The sequence below is a fragment of the Bacillus sp. BP-3 genome (assembly GCF_028401955.1).
GTDB lineage: Bacteria > Bacillota > Bacilli > Bacillales > Bacillaceae_G > Bacillus_A.
On the sequence record NZ_JAQOTJ010000005.1, the window covers coordinates 19,359 to 34,044 of the forward strand.

Consider the following 14,686-nt stretch of genomic DNA (forward strand, 5'->3'; position numbering starts at 1 on the left):
ATAGTAGATTCACAAAGCTCTGAAGGTGGTGAGCCTAAAATTGATTCATAGTAAAGTGTACAATGCAAGAAATTTAAAAGCACCAAAAGGAACTTTAGTTATTGAAGGTCCTGTCCAGACACATAATTTAGAAACGTATGAGTTTCATCCTGATTTAGTTGCCTTTCGACCTGCGGCTCAGCAATATAAAGCAATTGTCGAGATTTCTAAATTACCAGAAGCTCGAATTATTATTGCTCGTCATGAACATACAATTGTTGGCTATGCAACATATTTATACCCAGACCCTCTTGAACGATGGTCTGAAGGAAAAATGAACAATTTAATCGAGCTTGGCGCAATTGAAGTTGTCCCTGATTTTCGCGGCTGTGCTGTTGGAAAGAACTTATTAGAAGTTTCTATGATGGATGATCATATGGAAGACTACATTATTTTAACAACTGAATATTACTGGCACTGGGATTTAAAACAAACCGGGCTCAATGTCTGGGAATATCGAAAAGTAATGGAAAAAATGATGAATGCTGGCGGGCTGGAATGGATGGCAACAGATGATCCTGAAATTTGCTCCCATCCAGCAAACTGCTTAATGGTCCGCATTGGAAAACGAGTTGATACATCATCTATCCAACAATTTGACCGCTTACGCTTCCAAAATCGTTTCATGTACTAAAAGGGGGATTACATCATGATTGTTGAAGAAATCATGAATCAAAATGTAACAGCGCTGCGCCCAACCGACACGATTGAAACAGCCCTAAGAACATTAGCAGCACATAGTATTCGGCACATTCCAGTTGTAAATGAACAATATGAAGTTGTCGGCATTATTTCCGACCGTGACGTTCGCGATGCAAGTCCATCCATTCTTGATGATGAACACGTTTCAAGAGATGCTCTTCAAGAGCCGATTGAACGTATTATGAAGCATCCCGTTATGACATGTCATCCTCTTGATTTCGTTGAAGAAATTGCCACGTTATTTTTTGAAAATAAAATTGGCTGCCTTCCTGTTACAAAAAGTGGTCAGCTCGTCGGCATTATTTCGGAATCAACAGTATTACATACACTTGTCAAACTAACAGGTGCTCATCAACCAAGTTCACAAGTTGAAATTCAAGTGAAAAATGAACCTGGTATTCTCGGAAAAGTTGTCGCTGTTTTCAGTGAACTGAAAATTAACATTGTGAGCGTTCTCGTCTATCCAGCAAAAAAAGAAAGCGACAAAGTTCTTGTTTTCCGCATTCAAACAATGAATCCTCTTAAAGCGATTGAGGAGTTAGAACAAAAAGGTTACCACGTTTTATGGCCAAATATTGCGGGGATGGAGTCATGAAAAATGTATTTATTTACTCAGAAAATTATCAGGGCTATTCCTTTAGTCCTGATCATCCTTTTAATCAACTTCGGGTAAAACTGACCTATGATTTACTGCAAAAAGGCGGGTTTATACACCCTTCACAAGTTATTCCACCACGAATCGCAACGGATGAAGAAATCGCTTTAATTCATACAGAAGAGTACATAAATGCGGTAAAACGTGCTGGAGAAGGAACACTAGAACAATCACTTGCAATGTCCTATGGTCTTGGAACAGACGATACACCCATGTTTCCAAACATGCATGAAGCAAGCGCCCTTCTTGTTGGCGGCACCTTAACTGCGGTCGATGCAATTCTTGAAGGAAAAGCTGAGCATGCTCTCAATCTCGGCGGGGGATTACATCATGGATTTCGCGGGAAAGCCTCTGGATTTTGTATTTATAATGACAGCTCGATTGCTATTAAATATATACAACAAAAATATGGTCTTCGTGTTTTATACATTGATACAGACGCGCATCACGGTGATGGTGTGCAATGGTCCTTTTATGACGATCCTAACGTATGCACAATTTCATTGCATGAAACAGGGCGTTACTTATTTCCAGGAACAGGGGCTGTAAATGAGCGTGGACAAGGGAATGGATATAGCTATTCTTTTAACATTCCTCTTGATGCTTTTACAGAAGATGATTCATTTCTACATGCATATCGCACTGTTATCAGGGAAGTCGCTGACTATTTCAAACCTGATATTATTTTAACGCAAAACGGAGCTGATGCTCATTATTACGACCCTCTTACACATCTTTGTTCAACGATACAAATTTACCGTGAAATTCCGAAGATTGCTCATGAAATTGCTCATAAATATTGCAATGGCCGCTGGATTGCAGTTGGCGGCGGCGGTTATGATATATGGCGCGTCGTTCCAAGAGCTTGGGCACTCATTTGGCTCGAAATGAACAACATCCAAAACATCTCAGGATATCTCCCACCAGAATGGATTGAAGCTTGGAAAGGACAAGCTAAGACAGATCTCCCACTCACCTGGGAAGACCCAGACAACATGTATAACCCAATTCCACGCAAACAAGAAATTGAAGAGAAAAACGAATTAACTGTAGCGAAGTGCCTAGAGATAATTCGGAATAATATGAAAAAACTATTGTATTAAAAACCTCCTTTTCTTTTTAAAGGAGGACGAGAGCATCTGGCCGCGCATAGTAGCGGTCAGGGCTTTTTTCTGCCACATGCGAAGTTTTAAAAAAAGGAGATACGTTTATGTGGAAACAACAATTTATCCATACAGACCGTGGAACTTTTGAGGTATTTACAAAAGGGCACGGAGAACCTATTTGCATTACACACCTTTACTCACAATTCAATGAAACGGGCGACCATTTCGCCGATAGCTTTATATCCTTACATAAAGTTATATTAATTAATTTAAAAGATGCAGGAAATTCAGTAACTGCTTCTCAGGAAGATGAATTAAGTATGAAAGAGACGATTCAAGATTTAGAAGCAATTCGAGAAGCGCTGCACATTTCATCATGGCATTTTGCAGGGCATTCTACTGGCGGTATGCTTGGACTTTTATATGCTATAAATTATCCACAGTCCTTACAATCGTTAGTAGTCGTTGGCGCTGCTGCTAGTGACTATTCAAAAATGAAAGACTGCATTTATCATCCAGAACATCCGCAGTTTGCGTATATGCAACAGCTCATCGAAGATTTAAAATTACCGCATCTTACGAAAGAAGAAAGAACTACTTTATCAACCGAGCGTACAAAGTTATCTTTATATCATCCAGAACAATATGAAACATACTTTTCGAAACCAATTTATAAAACGATGGCCGCAAGCCGTATGAACTATTTTTCAAAAGAATTTCGCAACTTTGATGTAAGCGAACAACTTACTAACGTAACAACAAAAACGTTAATCATTTGTGGAAAACATGATGTACAATGTCCCATTGCATCTTCCTTGCAAATTCATAAAGGCTTACGGAACTCTTCATTCATTCCTTTTGAATACAGCAATCATTATCCATTTTTAGAAGAGGAAGAGAAATTTTCATCGGTGATTACAGCATTCTATCATTCCTTAAAGGAAGGTAGTGAACATTTATAATGCTTCAAAATAGAATTACTTACATAACAGTGAATCACATACGACATTGGTGTAAAATTGCCGGTGCAGAACATAAGACAATACCAATTGTCGTTGTTCACGGTGGGCCAGGCGGAAATCATTATACATTTGAACGAACAATTGGTCCAAAACTAGAGGAATTTGCAACTGTCATATATTACGAACAACGTGGATGCGGGCGTTCTGATGCTCCCAAAAATGAAAAAGATTACTCTATCGCTATTCTAGTCGATGATCTAGAAAAACTAAGGGAAACATTACAGATTCCAAAATTCCATCTACTTGGTTATTCTTTTGGCGGACAACTTAGTCTAGAATATACGTTAACTTATCCAAATCGAGTCGAAACGTTACTTCTGCAAGCTCCTTCTTCTGGTGACTATGAACATACCTATCATATTCAGCTTGCTGGATTTGAAAAGATTGCTCCTCAAGACATGAAACAACAGATTCAGCATATTCAACAACTCCCGATATCTTTAAAGGAAAAATACGATATGGTATGGAGTATTGTTGATACGATAACAGTCGATCGCTTACTTTTTCATGATGAACAATACGCCAAACAAAATCGTTCACTTTGGAAAGAAAGCGGATTAACGAATCCAGGTGTGATGGCGAAAGCTTTATCTCAATCTCCGCCTGCTATTCCTTTGAAAGAGCGTACATACGAAATTACCGTTCCATCCCTTTTCCTCGTTGGAAAACACGATCGGAATACAGGAATGGAAATGGCGAAAGAGCTCGCGAAAAATATGCAAAACGCTTCCTTTGCATGCTTTGAGCATAGTGCTCATTTTCCAGATATTGAAGAAACAGAAACGTATGCGATGACCGTTAAGAAGTTTCTTTTGTAAATTTATAAGAACTCATCTTATAATGTTGATTTTCTAAATATAACAGAGCCTATTGTTACAACACTCATTTCTTATGAAAGCCTGAATGATCCACTAAATATATGTTGCTAAAGTGAAATTTCCATCAATGAAGAGATTCTTCACTGATGGAAATATTTCTTTTTAGACACTTAAATCACATACACTCCCTTCTGAATATTTTCACCAGAAATGAAAGAACCTACTACAAAACACACTATCATAACAACATACCTATCACTACATAAAGAAGGTGAATGCTATGAAAAAATTTCTAATTTTATATACCTTATTTATGGTTATAACAGGCTGTTCGCCCAAACAGGCTCCCACCCAAAAGCAAGAATCTGGTTCCAAACAGGAAGAAGCCGAATTAACGAAAAATGTGAAATATTCACCGTCCCAAAATGAAACACCGCAACCCCCTGCTCCTCAAAAACAAGAAAAAGTCATGTTAGATGTACCGCTCATACCACAAAAACCCGAACTAAAATTCGGGTGTGAAGTTACGAGCCTAGCGATGGTACTACAGCATGCGGGCGTGAAAGTTGATAAAATAGAGTTAGCAAACAACGTCAAAAAAGACAATGATCCGCCTTCAGTCAATAAAAACGGAGACATTCTTCACTGGGGAAATCCTAAAGAGGGTTTCGTTGGAGATATAACAGGGAAAAAGATGGGATATGCTGTCTACGTTGAACCACTGCAACAATTAATGGAACGTTATCTTCCAAATCGCACAGTAAATTTAACAGGAAAATCTTTTGATGATGTACTAACTCAAGTCAAAATGAATAAACCTGTAGTTGTTTGGACGACAGGAGATTACAAAACTCCTGACAGATGGGCATCTTGGCAACACGGAAACGAAATAATCACAGCTCCTCTAGACTTACACGCCGTTGTGCTCGTAGGTTTTGAGAACGATTATATTTATGTTAATGATCCTTTAACTGAGAAAAAAGCACTGAAAGTAAACAAAGAAACATTTATTCAATCTTGGAATGCGTTAGGGAAGCAAGCATTGTCATATCAATAAAATGTGGCCTATAAATGTTATATATCGACAATACAAGGGATGCACTCTCTAGAAATGCATCTCTTTTTTGATTTATTAAATATAGAAAATTATAGTAAAAAAGGAAAACGCGTTCAGTTTTCTGAATTTATTTTCATTCTCTTCTACCCTTTATTTCTATCTTAACTTTATATAGAATGTGTTGATAGGAATAATAAAATTCATAGTGAATCGTGGAAAGGGTGGAATTATACATGTGGAACGAGTTTAAAAAGTTTGCTTTAAAAGGAAACGTTATGGACTTAGCTGTCGGGGTTGTAATTGGTGGCGCGTTCGGTAAAATTGTTTCTTCATTAGTAAATGATATTATTATGCCATTACTTGGATTATTACTTGGTGGCATTAATTTTTCAAAGCTAGCTTATCCGCTTGGTAAAGATCCTTTAAAATATGGTGCCTTCATTCAAACTGTAGTTGACTTCTTCATCATCGCATTCTCTATCTTCTTATTTATTAAACTATTTAATAAGCTAACATTCAAAAAAGAAGAAGAAAAGAAAGAAGAAGTACCAGCACCATCAAAAGAAGAAGTACTTCTTACAGAAATTCGCGATTTATTAAAACAACAAAATGCATCAAGAGATAATGCATAATGAAATAAATTAAGAGAGCAGGTATTGTATGCCTGCTCTCTTTTCTATAACGTTTCTGAGTTTGTATGAATAAACAAAATAATTCCTGCCACAAGTAAAATAATGATAGCGCCTACAAATAATGTAGTAGAAAAAAACACAAATTTCTCATGTACTTGTTCTCCAGCGCTTTCTAAAAAAATGGAAGTAACATATGTGATTAGGGCTATTCCTGCCAAAGCACTACCAGGAATAAATCGTCTCATACCACTCTGTTTTAATGTCATATAAGCAAATAGAGCCGTCATGCAAAGTGTAATTCCCCAAAGAATAATCATTTCATCTCCCCCTCACATAGCCTTTACTATCATTATACATTAGAAATAGTTGTAAAGGGAAACTCCCATTAGAGAAACAGTTTATTAAAAAAGGGATTTTTTATAAAAAAACAGAAATATGTAAAGAAAAAACAATAGGAGCTGAAATAATTTGTACGACTTATTCACAATAGACTGTGGAGAAATATTACTACGAGAATATAGGGTTGATGATGCTGATGCTATATATGAACTCACCTCACAACCTGAAGTTTATGAGTTCTTACCAGATTTCAAAACAACAAGAGAACAGCGTTTAGATTGGGTAACAAATTATGAAATCCCATCAAATAAGGCGTTTTTATCAGCGGTGCCCAATATCGAAGAACAAACTTATTTAAGATTAGCAATCATATTAAAAGAAACTGGTGAGTTTATTGGATTTTGTATGACTGGAATAAAAGAGGAATTACCTGCTCCTAATAGAGAGATCGCTTATGCCATTTCAAAACATTATCGGAATAGAGGATATACAACAAAAGCAACAAAAGGATTAATTAACTATTTATTTGAGAAAACAAATGTCGAACTTTTACATGCTATTGCTCTAACACAAAATATAAGTTCAAATAGAGTCATTCAAAAAAATGGATTTAAACTTGCAGGGGAAATTGAAATTGAAAATCAAACGTATAATCACTACAATCTTCATAAGAGTGAATGGCAAAGCAATACAAAACTTTCTGCAATTTAGTTTGTTATTGCGTTCACAAAAATGCTCAGAGTAAAAAACTCTGAGCATTTTTGTGAACTGTTAATATATTTCCAAAAAACCTTTATTACTTCGTTGAATTTCTAAACTGAATACGGTGCGGTAAAATAACTGTATGATCTTCCACCGTTTCTTTGTTCATGTATTTTGTTAATAGACGCATTGCAACTGCTCCGATGTCATACATTGGTTGTACAACTGTTGAAAGCTGCGGGCGTACCATAAGGGCAAGACGCGTGTTGTCAAAGCCAAGTACTTCTAAATCATTTGGTACTTTTAAACCTTTATCTTGCACGGCGTGAATTACACCTAGTGCCATTTCATCAGAAGATACGAATACCGCTGTTGGTTTTTCAGCAAGTTCCCATAGCTTATCTAATGCTTCCATACCAGAATCGTACGTGTAATCACCGTCAACAACAAGCTCTTCGTCGTAAACAATGCCAGCTTCTTCTAATGCTCGTTTGTAACCTTGTAATTTTTTTGCGCTGCCTGCTTTATCAACGTAAGGGCCCGATACGAAAGCAATTCTTGTATGACCTTTCTCTAAGAAATGTTTCATTGCATCATACGCTGCTTGTGTGTAATCGATATTTACAGATGGTGTAATATTTTGCTCATCAAACGATGCCGCAAGTACGATTGGAACAGGAGATTTTTTAAATTCTTCTACGTGAGTCTCTGTAATATCTTCTCCCATAAATACGATACCATCTACTTGTTTCCCAAGCATTGTATTTAATAAATGGAATTCTTTCTCTTTGTTTTGGTCAGAGTTACTTAAAATAATATTATATTTGTACATTGTTGCGATATCTTCAATACCGCGTGCAAGTTCTGCATAAAACGTGTTCGAGATATCTGGAATAATAACCCCAACTGTTGTTGTTTTCTTACTTGCTAATCCGCGTGCTACTGCATTTGGACGGTAACCAAGACGTTCAATCGCCTCTAATACTTTCTTTCTTGTTGTTGGTTTTACATTTGGGTTGCCGTTCACAACACGTGATACCGTTGCCATTGAGACATTTGCTTCGCGCGCTACATCATATATTGTTACGTTCATCTTTTCACACACTCCTTTATAAAATTCATCTATATAATATGTATCCGTTAACTTGAATGAAAAAAAGACATCCACTCTACTTAAAGATGTCACTTCCGAGCCCTTTCACTAATGATACGATATAAATAAGGATTGACACAATATTTTCCCGAAAAAGTTTCGAAAAAATTCGTTCCTTTTCTTATATTTTCATATTTTTAATATAAAAATACCCATTTTCTCGAAAAAAATCTATGCAGCGTACAGCTACATAGATTATTGAAGCCATTATCGCGCTATTTATGACAGTACCTCTTATCTCATACGAAATGCTTTTAATTCATTCATAAATGCATTGAACTCTGGAATATCCATTTGCTGCGCTGAATCAGAAAGGGCTACAGCTGGATCTGGGTGCACTTCCGCCATAATCGCATCTGCACCGATTGCCATTGCCGCTTTTGCAGTTGGCAATAATAAATCACGGCGTCCTGTTGAATGTGTTACATCAACAACAACTGGCAAGTGCGTTTCCTTCTTTAAAATTGGTACAGCAGAAATATCTAACGTATTTCGCGTAGCTTTCTCATACGTACGAATGCCGCGCTCACATAAAATAATATCGCCATTTCCTTGTGCAATAATATATTCTGCTGCATACATAAACTCTTCAATTGTTGCGGATAATCCTCGTTTTAATAATACCGGCTTATTCACAGAACCAGCTGCTTTTAACAGCTCGAAGTTTTGCATATTACGTGCACCAATTTGAATGACATCTACATAATCAAGCGCCATTTCAATATCATTCGGATTTAAAATCTCACTAATAACAGCTAAATCATACTCATCTGCTACTTGGCGTAAAATTTTCAACCCTTCAACACCAAGGCCTTGGAAATCATATGGTGATGTACGCGGTTTAAATGCTCCGCCGCGCATCAGTTTTAAGCCTTGTTCTTTCATTGCCTCAGCGACTTGGCGAACTTGCTCATAGCTTTCAACTGCACATGGTCCCATAATAAAATGCGCATTTCCATCACCAATTTTTTCACCTTTAATGTCAACAATCGTATCATCTGACTTTTTCTTACGAGATACAAGAAGGGCCTTACGATGATCATCTTCTTGCAATTCTAAACCTGTTTTAAAAATTTGTTTAAATAAATGTTGAAGCGTTGATGTTTCAAATGGCCCATCATTATTTTCCGTAATTAAATCGAGCATTTTACGTTCGCGCACCGGATCAAAACGTTTCACACCTTGTACTTCTTTTAACTTGCCAACTTCTTGTACAAGACGACCGCGCTCATTTAATAACTTTAAAATTTGTAAGTTCGTTTCATCAATTTGAGAACGTAACCGATCTAACTCCTGTGATGCCATAATAAAGCCACCTCTTTCAAGTTTTATATGTATACTAACAAATATAAATACCATTCATAAGATAATTTATTATATATGATACATATACAGATGTCACTTCATACACATCGCATAAGACTGCCTATGGAATCGTTATTTTCTCTTCATTTAATCGTAAAATATATAGCCCGTCAATATTATTTTCAGAAAATAAAAAAAGCAAGCGGATTTGCTTGCTTTTCCTTATTGTATATTTTCTTTTAACGCTTGCTTCGTAATGTTCCAATGTGATGCATGCCAGAGTACTTTACTATCTTTTATGTATAATACTTGCGGCGATTCATGTCTAATTCCAAAGTATTCCGCAATTCTACTGGAAACCGGACGTGCATCTTGTACATATAAATAATAGGCTGGCACAGCTTGCTCTTCACCAAGGTATTCTTGAAACGCTGTGAAACCACCTTGGCTAATTGGACATGTTGTACTATGTTTAAATAAGATATACGGCTCTTTACTTGCTATGATTTCTTCAAATTGTTCCATTGTTTCAATCTTTGTCATGCTCATATTATTCGCCTCTCATTCGAATCGGAAGCCGCGGTAATTTCTTTTCTTTTTTCGGCTTCTTCTCTGTCCTTTCAACCTTCTCTACTTCCTCTTCTTTTTTCTTTGCCCGGAAGCGATTGTACACATCAATAACCGCATTACTCCATTGCACCACTTGCGCTACTTTATCAGCATTATTTTCTACTTGATGTGCAACAGAATCAGAAACGCCGCGTAATCGTGTGTTTAAAGAATGAATTGTTGTTCCGATTCCCTCTACACCTTCTATCACTTTATTTAGCGACTGCGATTTCTGTTGAATATCATCTGCTAATGCATTTGTTTTATGAAGAAGTTGCTCTGTTTCCACTGAAATGCCTTGCATTTGTTTTTCCAGATCTTCCATCGTACTTGCGACATTTTCTAACGTCTTTTGAACAGATAGTAATGTTCGACATACATAGACAACTAATACGGCAAACGCAATTGCGATGATGGCTACACTGACGTATAAAAGAATTTGCATACGAATCACTCCTTTATCTTTTTATGCTTTTTTCTATTATACAATCATTTTCCGTTTCATTCTAATTGTTCCATATTTGGCTATGAGTTTTACCTTTTATTTAAATCAGATGAAACTTCCTCCCCACTAATGAAAAGCCCGCCCAATTAAGTGTATACCAGTAGTTATCCCCCGCATATCTTCTCTGTTTCCTAAGTACCTTGAAATGAGAATGCGAGATGAATCCATTTTGACTTTTGAACCTATAAGTCACTGCTATGTAAAACAAAGAGTGGCCTTCACACGTTTTTTCTTTATATGTGGTCATGAAAGGGACTACATATAAAGAAAAAATTTTATGCGAATGTTTCAATTTGTTTTCATAGTGAATAACGAATTGAAATATGCTATGATTGTGGCCACGAATAACCAAATATATCCAGGGGGGCATTTATGAAAAAATTAAATTTTTTGGTTTTCGGAACTATATTTAGTGTAATTTTCACATTATGTTTAAGTACGAATTTAGCATTTGCAACATCTAATGATGAAAATACTACTTTAAGAAATAACGATTCTCTTACCCAATCTAAAACCGCTCCAACAATCCCACCTACTATTCAAGATCCCAAAAATACAGAAGATCCTGCCGGCTATTGGACAAAAGAAAAGATGAAAAATGCAATTCCAGCAGACAAAATTAAAAATGATGAAAAAAAAGAAACGAATCCAGAGCAATTTGAATCTTCTTTACTAGGAGAGCCTACTAATATTTCTGATCCCGTTCTACCCGAAACTAACAATAACTTAAACGAAGCAAATGTAGTTGTTCCATCTACAGCAGGCAAAGTATTTTTTTCATATGGCGGAAAAGATTATGTTTGTTCTGCTTCTTCAATTAACAATAATTATAAAAATCTTGTTATAACAGCAGGCCATTGTGTAAATGGAGGAAAAGGGAAAGGATGGCACTCAAATATTGCATTTGCTCCAGCATATCGTAATGGTTCAACACCTTATGGTATTTGGAACTGGAAAGAAGCGCGGACATTCAACGCCTGGATAAATGATAGTAATTTCAGCTATGACCAAGCATTTTTTACTGTTTTCCCAAGGAATGGAAAAGACTTAGTAAATACGATTGGAGGAAATGGACTTTCCACTGGATATGGTACGAATCAACCAGACGTTCGTATTTTTGGCTGGCCCGCCGAAAAACCATATGATGGACAGATAGCTCATTATTGCGATGGACCTACAACTAGTAGAGGATGGTTTAGCAGCGATGCCGCCATGAAGTGTGGTATGAATGGCGGAGCTAGTGGTGGACCTTGGTTAAGAGAAAGAATTAATCAAGATCTTGGTTATGTTTTTGCAGTGACATCTCGGCGTTCAACTTCTGGCACACCAACTTTGTATGCAACCCCTAACTCTAAGGATGTTAAAACAATGTTTGATCAAATGAAATAACGTATAAGCCATTTATCAGTAAATAGCATATATAACAAAGAGTAACTAGAAATACATACTGGTTACTCTTTGTTTGTTTTAGGACAGAAAATAACAACTATCTACAACTTACTCTTTTCACGTTTTACATTTATAATTTTCTTGCCAATATTTCGATAAATCATTAAACAAATTTAGATAAGTAGGTTACAATAAGGAAGGATGCATATATAAGGGAGGTTTTACATATGAAAGACCCACGTATTGAAACATTAGCAAAAAATTTAATTAATTACTCTATTCGTTTACAAAAAGGCGAAAAAGTATTAATCGAAAACTTCGGCTTACAAAAAGAGCTAGTAACAGCACTTGTAAAAGCTGCATATGAAGCTGGTGGTTATCCATTCGTACTATTAAAAGATCATCAAGTAGACCGCTCTTTAATGATGGGCGCAACAGAAGAACATTTCGAGCAAATCGCTGCATATGAAGCGAGCGTAATGAAAGATATGGATGCTTATATCGGCCTTCGCTCTGGTGATAACGTAAATGAACAAGCGGACGTTCCAAGTGAGCGTATGAAAGTTTACGGTAACACAGTAGGTAAAAAAGTACATAGAGACATTCGTGTTCCAAAAACAAGATGGGTTGTACTGCGCTATCCAAATGCTGCGATGGCACAGCTTGCAAAAATGAGCACAGAAGGATTTGAAGACTTCTACTTTGACGTATGTAACTTAGACTACGCGAAAATGGATAAAGCGATGGACAATCTTGTTGAGTTTATGAACAAAACAGATAAAGTGCGTCTTGTTGGACCTGGCACTGACTTAACATTCTCTATTAAAGACATCCCGGCAATTAAATGTGCTGGTCACTTAAATATTCCAGACGGCGAAGTATACTCTGCGCCTGTTCGCGATTCTGTTAACGGTACAGTTTCTTACAACACACCATCTCCTTACAACGGTTACATGTTCGAAAATGTAAAACTTACATTTAAAGACGGTAAAATCATTGAAGCAACTGCAAACGATACAGAGCGCATTAACAAAATTTTCGATACAGACGAAGGTGCACGCTACGTTGGTGAATTCGCAATCGGCGTAAACCCATACATTTTACATCCAATGGGCGATATTCTATTCGACGAGAAAATCGACGGCAGCTTCCACTTCACACCTGGACAGGCATACGACGATGCATGGAATGGCAACAACTCTAACATCCACTGGGATTTAGTATGCATCCAGCGCCCTGAATATGGCGGCGGCGAAATTTACTTCGACGACGTATTAATCCGTAAAGACGGCCGCTTCGTTGTACCTGAATTAGAAGCATTAAACCCTGAGAACTTAAAATAAAAAACAAAGGTGAGCACAACAACCTGTGCTCACCTTTGTTTTTTATAGATACAAATTGAAGAATTAACATAAAAAAACCTTTGCTTTTTCGGTGGGCGAGAGCATCTAGCCATGCATAGAATCGGTCAGGGCCTATTTCTGCCACATGCGCAGTGAAAACCAAAAAAAGCAAACAACTGCAGGTTCCTTTTTTTCATAACAGCAATCTATTTACACAAAACATTTTACGTTCTCATCATTTCAGTAATCCATTTATGAGCATAATAACTTATTTATTAATTTGCTGTACTCTTTTTTGAGTAATATGCTGAAAGTAAATTAAACTCCACATGCAAAAGCAGTGGAAAAACAATTGATAGTGAGTAATCCGTAATCGCACCAAACGTGATTCCCCCGACAAATGCGAACAGCATAAATTTCATGCTAGTCTGATTAAAGCTGTAATATTGTAAGTGAGCTACAGCGAATAGAAAGGAAGATATTATGATCGGTACCGTAACTGGTATGTAAGCTACTTCATAAAAAGGGTATTTTGAGAATGAATTATTAAGTATTGGTATAATCATCCCTCTGAAAATTACTTCTTCAAAAATAGGATACATAATTACAAAGTTTAAGATGTTCCTTTTCCCGCTCGGCTTATATCCTGAGTATCGCGAAATGAAAATATTCGTAATCGCGGCAATCAAGATTAATAGAACAGTTGGTTCGTAGTGAATTGGTAAACGGAATACATAATTATCTTCATAAAAATAACTAATTACTGTCAGCAGTGTTCCCCATATATAAATAATTTCATTTTCTATCTTTCGGTACAACGTTCTTCCAATAATAACGCGAACTGTAATATCAACAATTTTATATGAAAAAGCTAATAAAACAACAAGTACCAAAGCAATAAGGTAGCTCATATCGATTTATCACCCTATCTCACAAGGAACTCCTTTACAATTAAAAGGTCTTTATATTAGGCTTTTAATTTGGATTTATCCCGCATTAACGGGCAGTAATACCCCCACTGATTAAAGTTTCACTTTATTGTAAGGCTCTATTCATTTCTTCTTAAATGTGTTGTTTTAGAATAAAGTCTAATTAAAAACTAATTATTCTTGTGTAGAATAAATTTACTAAGCCTACTATCTTTTATACTTATAAGGAATTAATTCATCAACTGTTGTTTTCATAATTTCATTATCAACCTCTAAAAGCACATAACATTGAGGGGCATAATCTGAAATAAGTTCTCTGCACATCCCACATGGACTGACTACTGTAATTTCCCGATTGGGTTCATCTGAATAGGGATGACG

At 36.5% G+C, this 14,686-nt stretch carries 16 protein-coding genes; 10 read left to right on the top strand and 6 right to left on the bottom strand.

Annotation, left to right across the window (positions count from 1 at the left end; translation table 11 throughout):
• Positions 1 to 40: 40 nt before the first annotated feature.
• The 7 genes from PLX19_RS10010 to mscL all read left to right on the top strand — a co-directional run bounded on the left by PLX19_RS10010 (position 41) and on the right by mscL (position 6,031).
• Positions 41 to 673: a GNAT family N-acetyltransferase gene (locus tag PLX19_RS10010; protein ID WP_272188388.1), complete on the top strand. Its 633-nt coding sequence runs from the start codon at positions 41 to 43 to the stop codon at positions 671 to 673.
• A gap of 15 nt (positions 674 to 688) precedes the next feature.
• The gene (locus PLX19_RS10015; RefSeq protein ID WP_272188389.1) at positions 689 to 1,336 is read left to right on the top strand and encodes an acetoin utilization AcuB family protein; all 648 of its coding nucleotides are present in this window, start codon (positions 689 to 691) and stop codon (positions 1,334 to 1,336) included.
• Positions 1,333 to 2,499 (top strand): acetoin utilization protein AcuC, encoded by a 1,167-nt coding sequence (locus PLX19_RS10020; protein WP_272188390.1) that lies wholly within the window; start codon positions 1,333 to 1,335, stop codon positions 2,497 to 2,499. Before PLX19_RS10015 ends, PLX19_RS10020 begins: the two co-directional genes overlap by 4 nt.
• Before the next feature lie 107 nt (positions 2,500 to 2,606).
• Entirely contained in the window at positions 2,607 to 3,464 is an 858-nt protein-coding gene (locus PLX19_RS10025) for an alpha/beta fold hydrolase (RefSeq protein ID WP_272188391.1), read from the top strand.
• A complete protein-coding gene (locus PLX19_RS10030; RefSeq protein WP_272188392.1) occupies positions 3,464 to 4,342 on the top strand; it encodes an alpha/beta fold hydrolase in 879 nt (292 codons plus the stop codon). The genes PLX19_RS10025 and PLX19_RS10030 overlap by 1 nt, the downstream gene beginning before the upstream one ends.
• Before the next feature lie 280 nt (positions 4,343 to 4,622).
• Positions 4,623 to 5,399, top strand: coding sequence for a C39 family peptidase (locus PLX19_RS10035; protein ID WP_272188393.1), 777 nt, complete (start codon positions 4,623 to 4,625; stop codon positions 5,397 to 5,399).
• A 233-nt stretch (positions 5,400 to 5,632) separates the two neighbouring features.
• Positions 5,633 to 6,031, top strand: a complete 399-nt coding sequence (gene mscL / locus PLX19_RS10040; protein WP_272188394.1) for a large conductance mechanosensitive channel protein MscL — start codon at positions 5,633 to 5,635, stop codon at positions 6,029 to 6,031.
• Positions 6,032 to 6,075: 44 nt separating this feature from the next.
• Here mscL and PLX19_RS10045 read toward each other — a convergent pair whose 3' ends face one another.
• Complete coding sequence (locus PLX19_RS10045; RefSeq protein ID WP_272188396.1) at positions 6,076 to 6,348, bottom strand: DUF3917 domain-containing protein; 273 nt, start codon at positions 6,346 to 6,348, stop codon at positions 6,076 to 6,078.
• A 151-nt stretch (positions 6,349 to 6,499) separates the two neighbouring features.
• On the opposite strand from PLX19_RS10045, the gene PLX19_RS10050 reads away from it, so the two are divergent.
• Positions 6,500 to 7,081, top strand: a complete 582-nt coding sequence (locus PLX19_RS10050; protein ID WP_272188397.1) for a GNAT family N-acetyltransferase — start codon at positions 6,500 to 6,502, stop codon at positions 7,079 to 7,081.
• 85 nt (positions 7,082 to 7,166) lie between these two features.
• Here the strand turns inward: PLX19_RS10050 and ccpA are convergent, their stop codons facing one another.
• From ccpA to PLX19_RS10070, 4 genes are all read right to left on the bottom strand, one after another.
• Positions 7,167 to 8,165 carry a catabolite control protein A gene (gene ccpA, locus PLX19_RS10055; protein WP_272188399.1) on the bottom strand — a complete coding sequence of 333 codons (999 nt, stop codon included), beginning with the start codon at positions 8,163 to 8,165 and terminating at the stop codon, positions 7,167 to 7,169.
• Between the two features lie 294 nt (positions 8,166 to 8,459).
• Positions 8,460 to 9,530 carry a bifunctional 3-deoxy-7-phosphoheptulonate synthase/chorismate mutase gene (locus PLX19_RS10060; RefSeq protein WP_272188402.1) on the bottom strand — a complete coding sequence of 357 codons (1,071 nt, stop codon included), beginning with the start codon at positions 9,528 to 9,530 and terminating at the stop codon, positions 8,460 to 8,462.
• A gap of 222 nt (positions 9,531 to 9,752) precedes the next feature.
• Positions 9,753 to 10,079 carry a bacillithiol system redox-active protein YtxJ gene (ytxJ, locus tag PLX19_RS10065; RefSeq protein ID WP_272188404.1) on the bottom strand — a complete coding sequence of 109 codons (327 nt, stop codon included), beginning with the start codon at positions 10,077 to 10,079 and terminating at the stop codon, positions 9,753 to 9,755.
• Between the two features lies 1 nt (position 10,080).
• A complete protein-coding gene (locus PLX19_RS10070) occupies positions 10,081 to 10,584 on the bottom strand; it encodes a DUF948 domain-containing protein (RefSeq protein ID WP_272188406.1) in 504 nt (167 codons plus the stop codon).
• 432 nt (positions 10,585 to 11,016) lie between these two features.
• Between PLX19_RS10070 and PLX19_RS10075 the strand changes: the two genes are divergently transcribed.
• Complete coding sequence (locus tag PLX19_RS10075; RefSeq protein WP_272188408.1) at positions 11,017 to 12,033, top strand: trypsin-like serine peptidase; 1,017 nt, start codon at positions 11,017 to 11,019, stop codon at positions 12,031 to 12,033.
• Between the two features lie 227 nt (positions 12,034 to 12,260).
• Positions 12,261 to 13,376, top strand: a complete 1,116-nt coding sequence (locus PLX19_RS10080; protein ID WP_272188409.1) for an aminopeptidase — start codon at positions 12,261 to 12,263, stop codon at positions 13,374 to 13,376.
• Positions 13,377 to 13,651: 275 nt separating this feature from the next.
• On the opposite strand, the gene PLX19_RS10085 is transcribed toward PLX19_RS10080, so the two are convergent.
• Positions 13,652 to 14,287 (bottom strand): CPBP family intramembrane glutamic endopeptidase, encoded by a 636-nt coding sequence (locus tag PLX19_RS10085; RefSeq protein ID WP_272188411.1) that lies wholly within the window; start codon positions 14,285 to 14,287, stop codon positions 13,652 to 13,654.
• Positions 14,288 to 14,686 lie beyond the last annotated feature (399 nt).

Coding starts and splice junctions, on each gene's coding strand:
- PLX19_RS10015 (WP_272188389.1), top strand. CDS start 689: ATGATTGTTGAAGAAATCATGAATCAAAATGTAACAGCGCTGCGCCCA.
- PLX19_RS10020 (WP_272188390.1), top strand. CDS start 1,333: ATGAAAAATGTATTTATTTACTCAGAAAATTATCAGGGCTATTCCTTT.
- PLX19_RS10025 (WP_272188391.1), top strand. CDS start 2,607: ATGTGGAAACAACAATTTATCCATACAGACCGTGGAACTTTTGAGGTA.
- PLX19_RS10030 (WP_272188392.1), top strand. CDS start 3,464: ATGCTTCAAAATAGAATTACTTACATAACAGTGAATCACATACGACAT.
- PLX19_RS10035 (WP_272188393.1), top strand. CDS start 4,623: ATGAAAAAATTTCTAATTTTATATACCTTATTTATGGTTATAACAGGC.
- mscL (WP_272188394.1), top strand. CDS start 5,633: ATGTGGAACGAGTTTAAAAAGTTTGCTTTAAAAGGAAACGTTATGGAC.
- PLX19_RS10045 (WP_272188396.1), bottom strand. CDS start 6,348: ATGATTATTCTTTGGGGAATTACACTTTGCATGACGGCTCTATTTGCT.
- ccpA (WP_272188399.1), bottom strand. CDS start 8,165: ATGAACGTAACAATATATGATGTAGCGCGCGAAGCAAATGTCTCAATG.
- PLX19_RS10060 (WP_272188402.1), bottom strand. CDS start 9,530: ATGGCATCACAGGAGTTAGATCGGTTACGTTCTCAAATTGATGAAACG.
- ytxJ (WP_272188404.1), bottom strand. CDS start 10,079: ATGAGCATGACAAAGATTGAAACAATGGAACAATTTGAAGAAATCATA.
- PLX19_RS10070 (WP_272188406.1), bottom strand. CDS start 10,584: ATGCAAATTCTTTTATACGTCAGTGTAGCCATCATCGCAATTGCGTTT.
- PLX19_RS10075 (WP_272188408.1), top strand. CDS start 11,017: ATGAAAAAATTAAATTTTTTGGTTTTCGGAACTATATTTAGTGTAATT.
- PLX19_RS10080 (WP_272188409.1), top strand. CDS start 12,261: ATGAAAGACCCACGTATTGAAACATTAGCAAAAAATTTAATTAATTAC.
- PLX19_RS10085 (WP_272188411.1), bottom strand. CDS start 14,287: ATGAGCTACCTTATTGCTTTGGTACTTGTTGTTTTATTAGCTTTTTCA.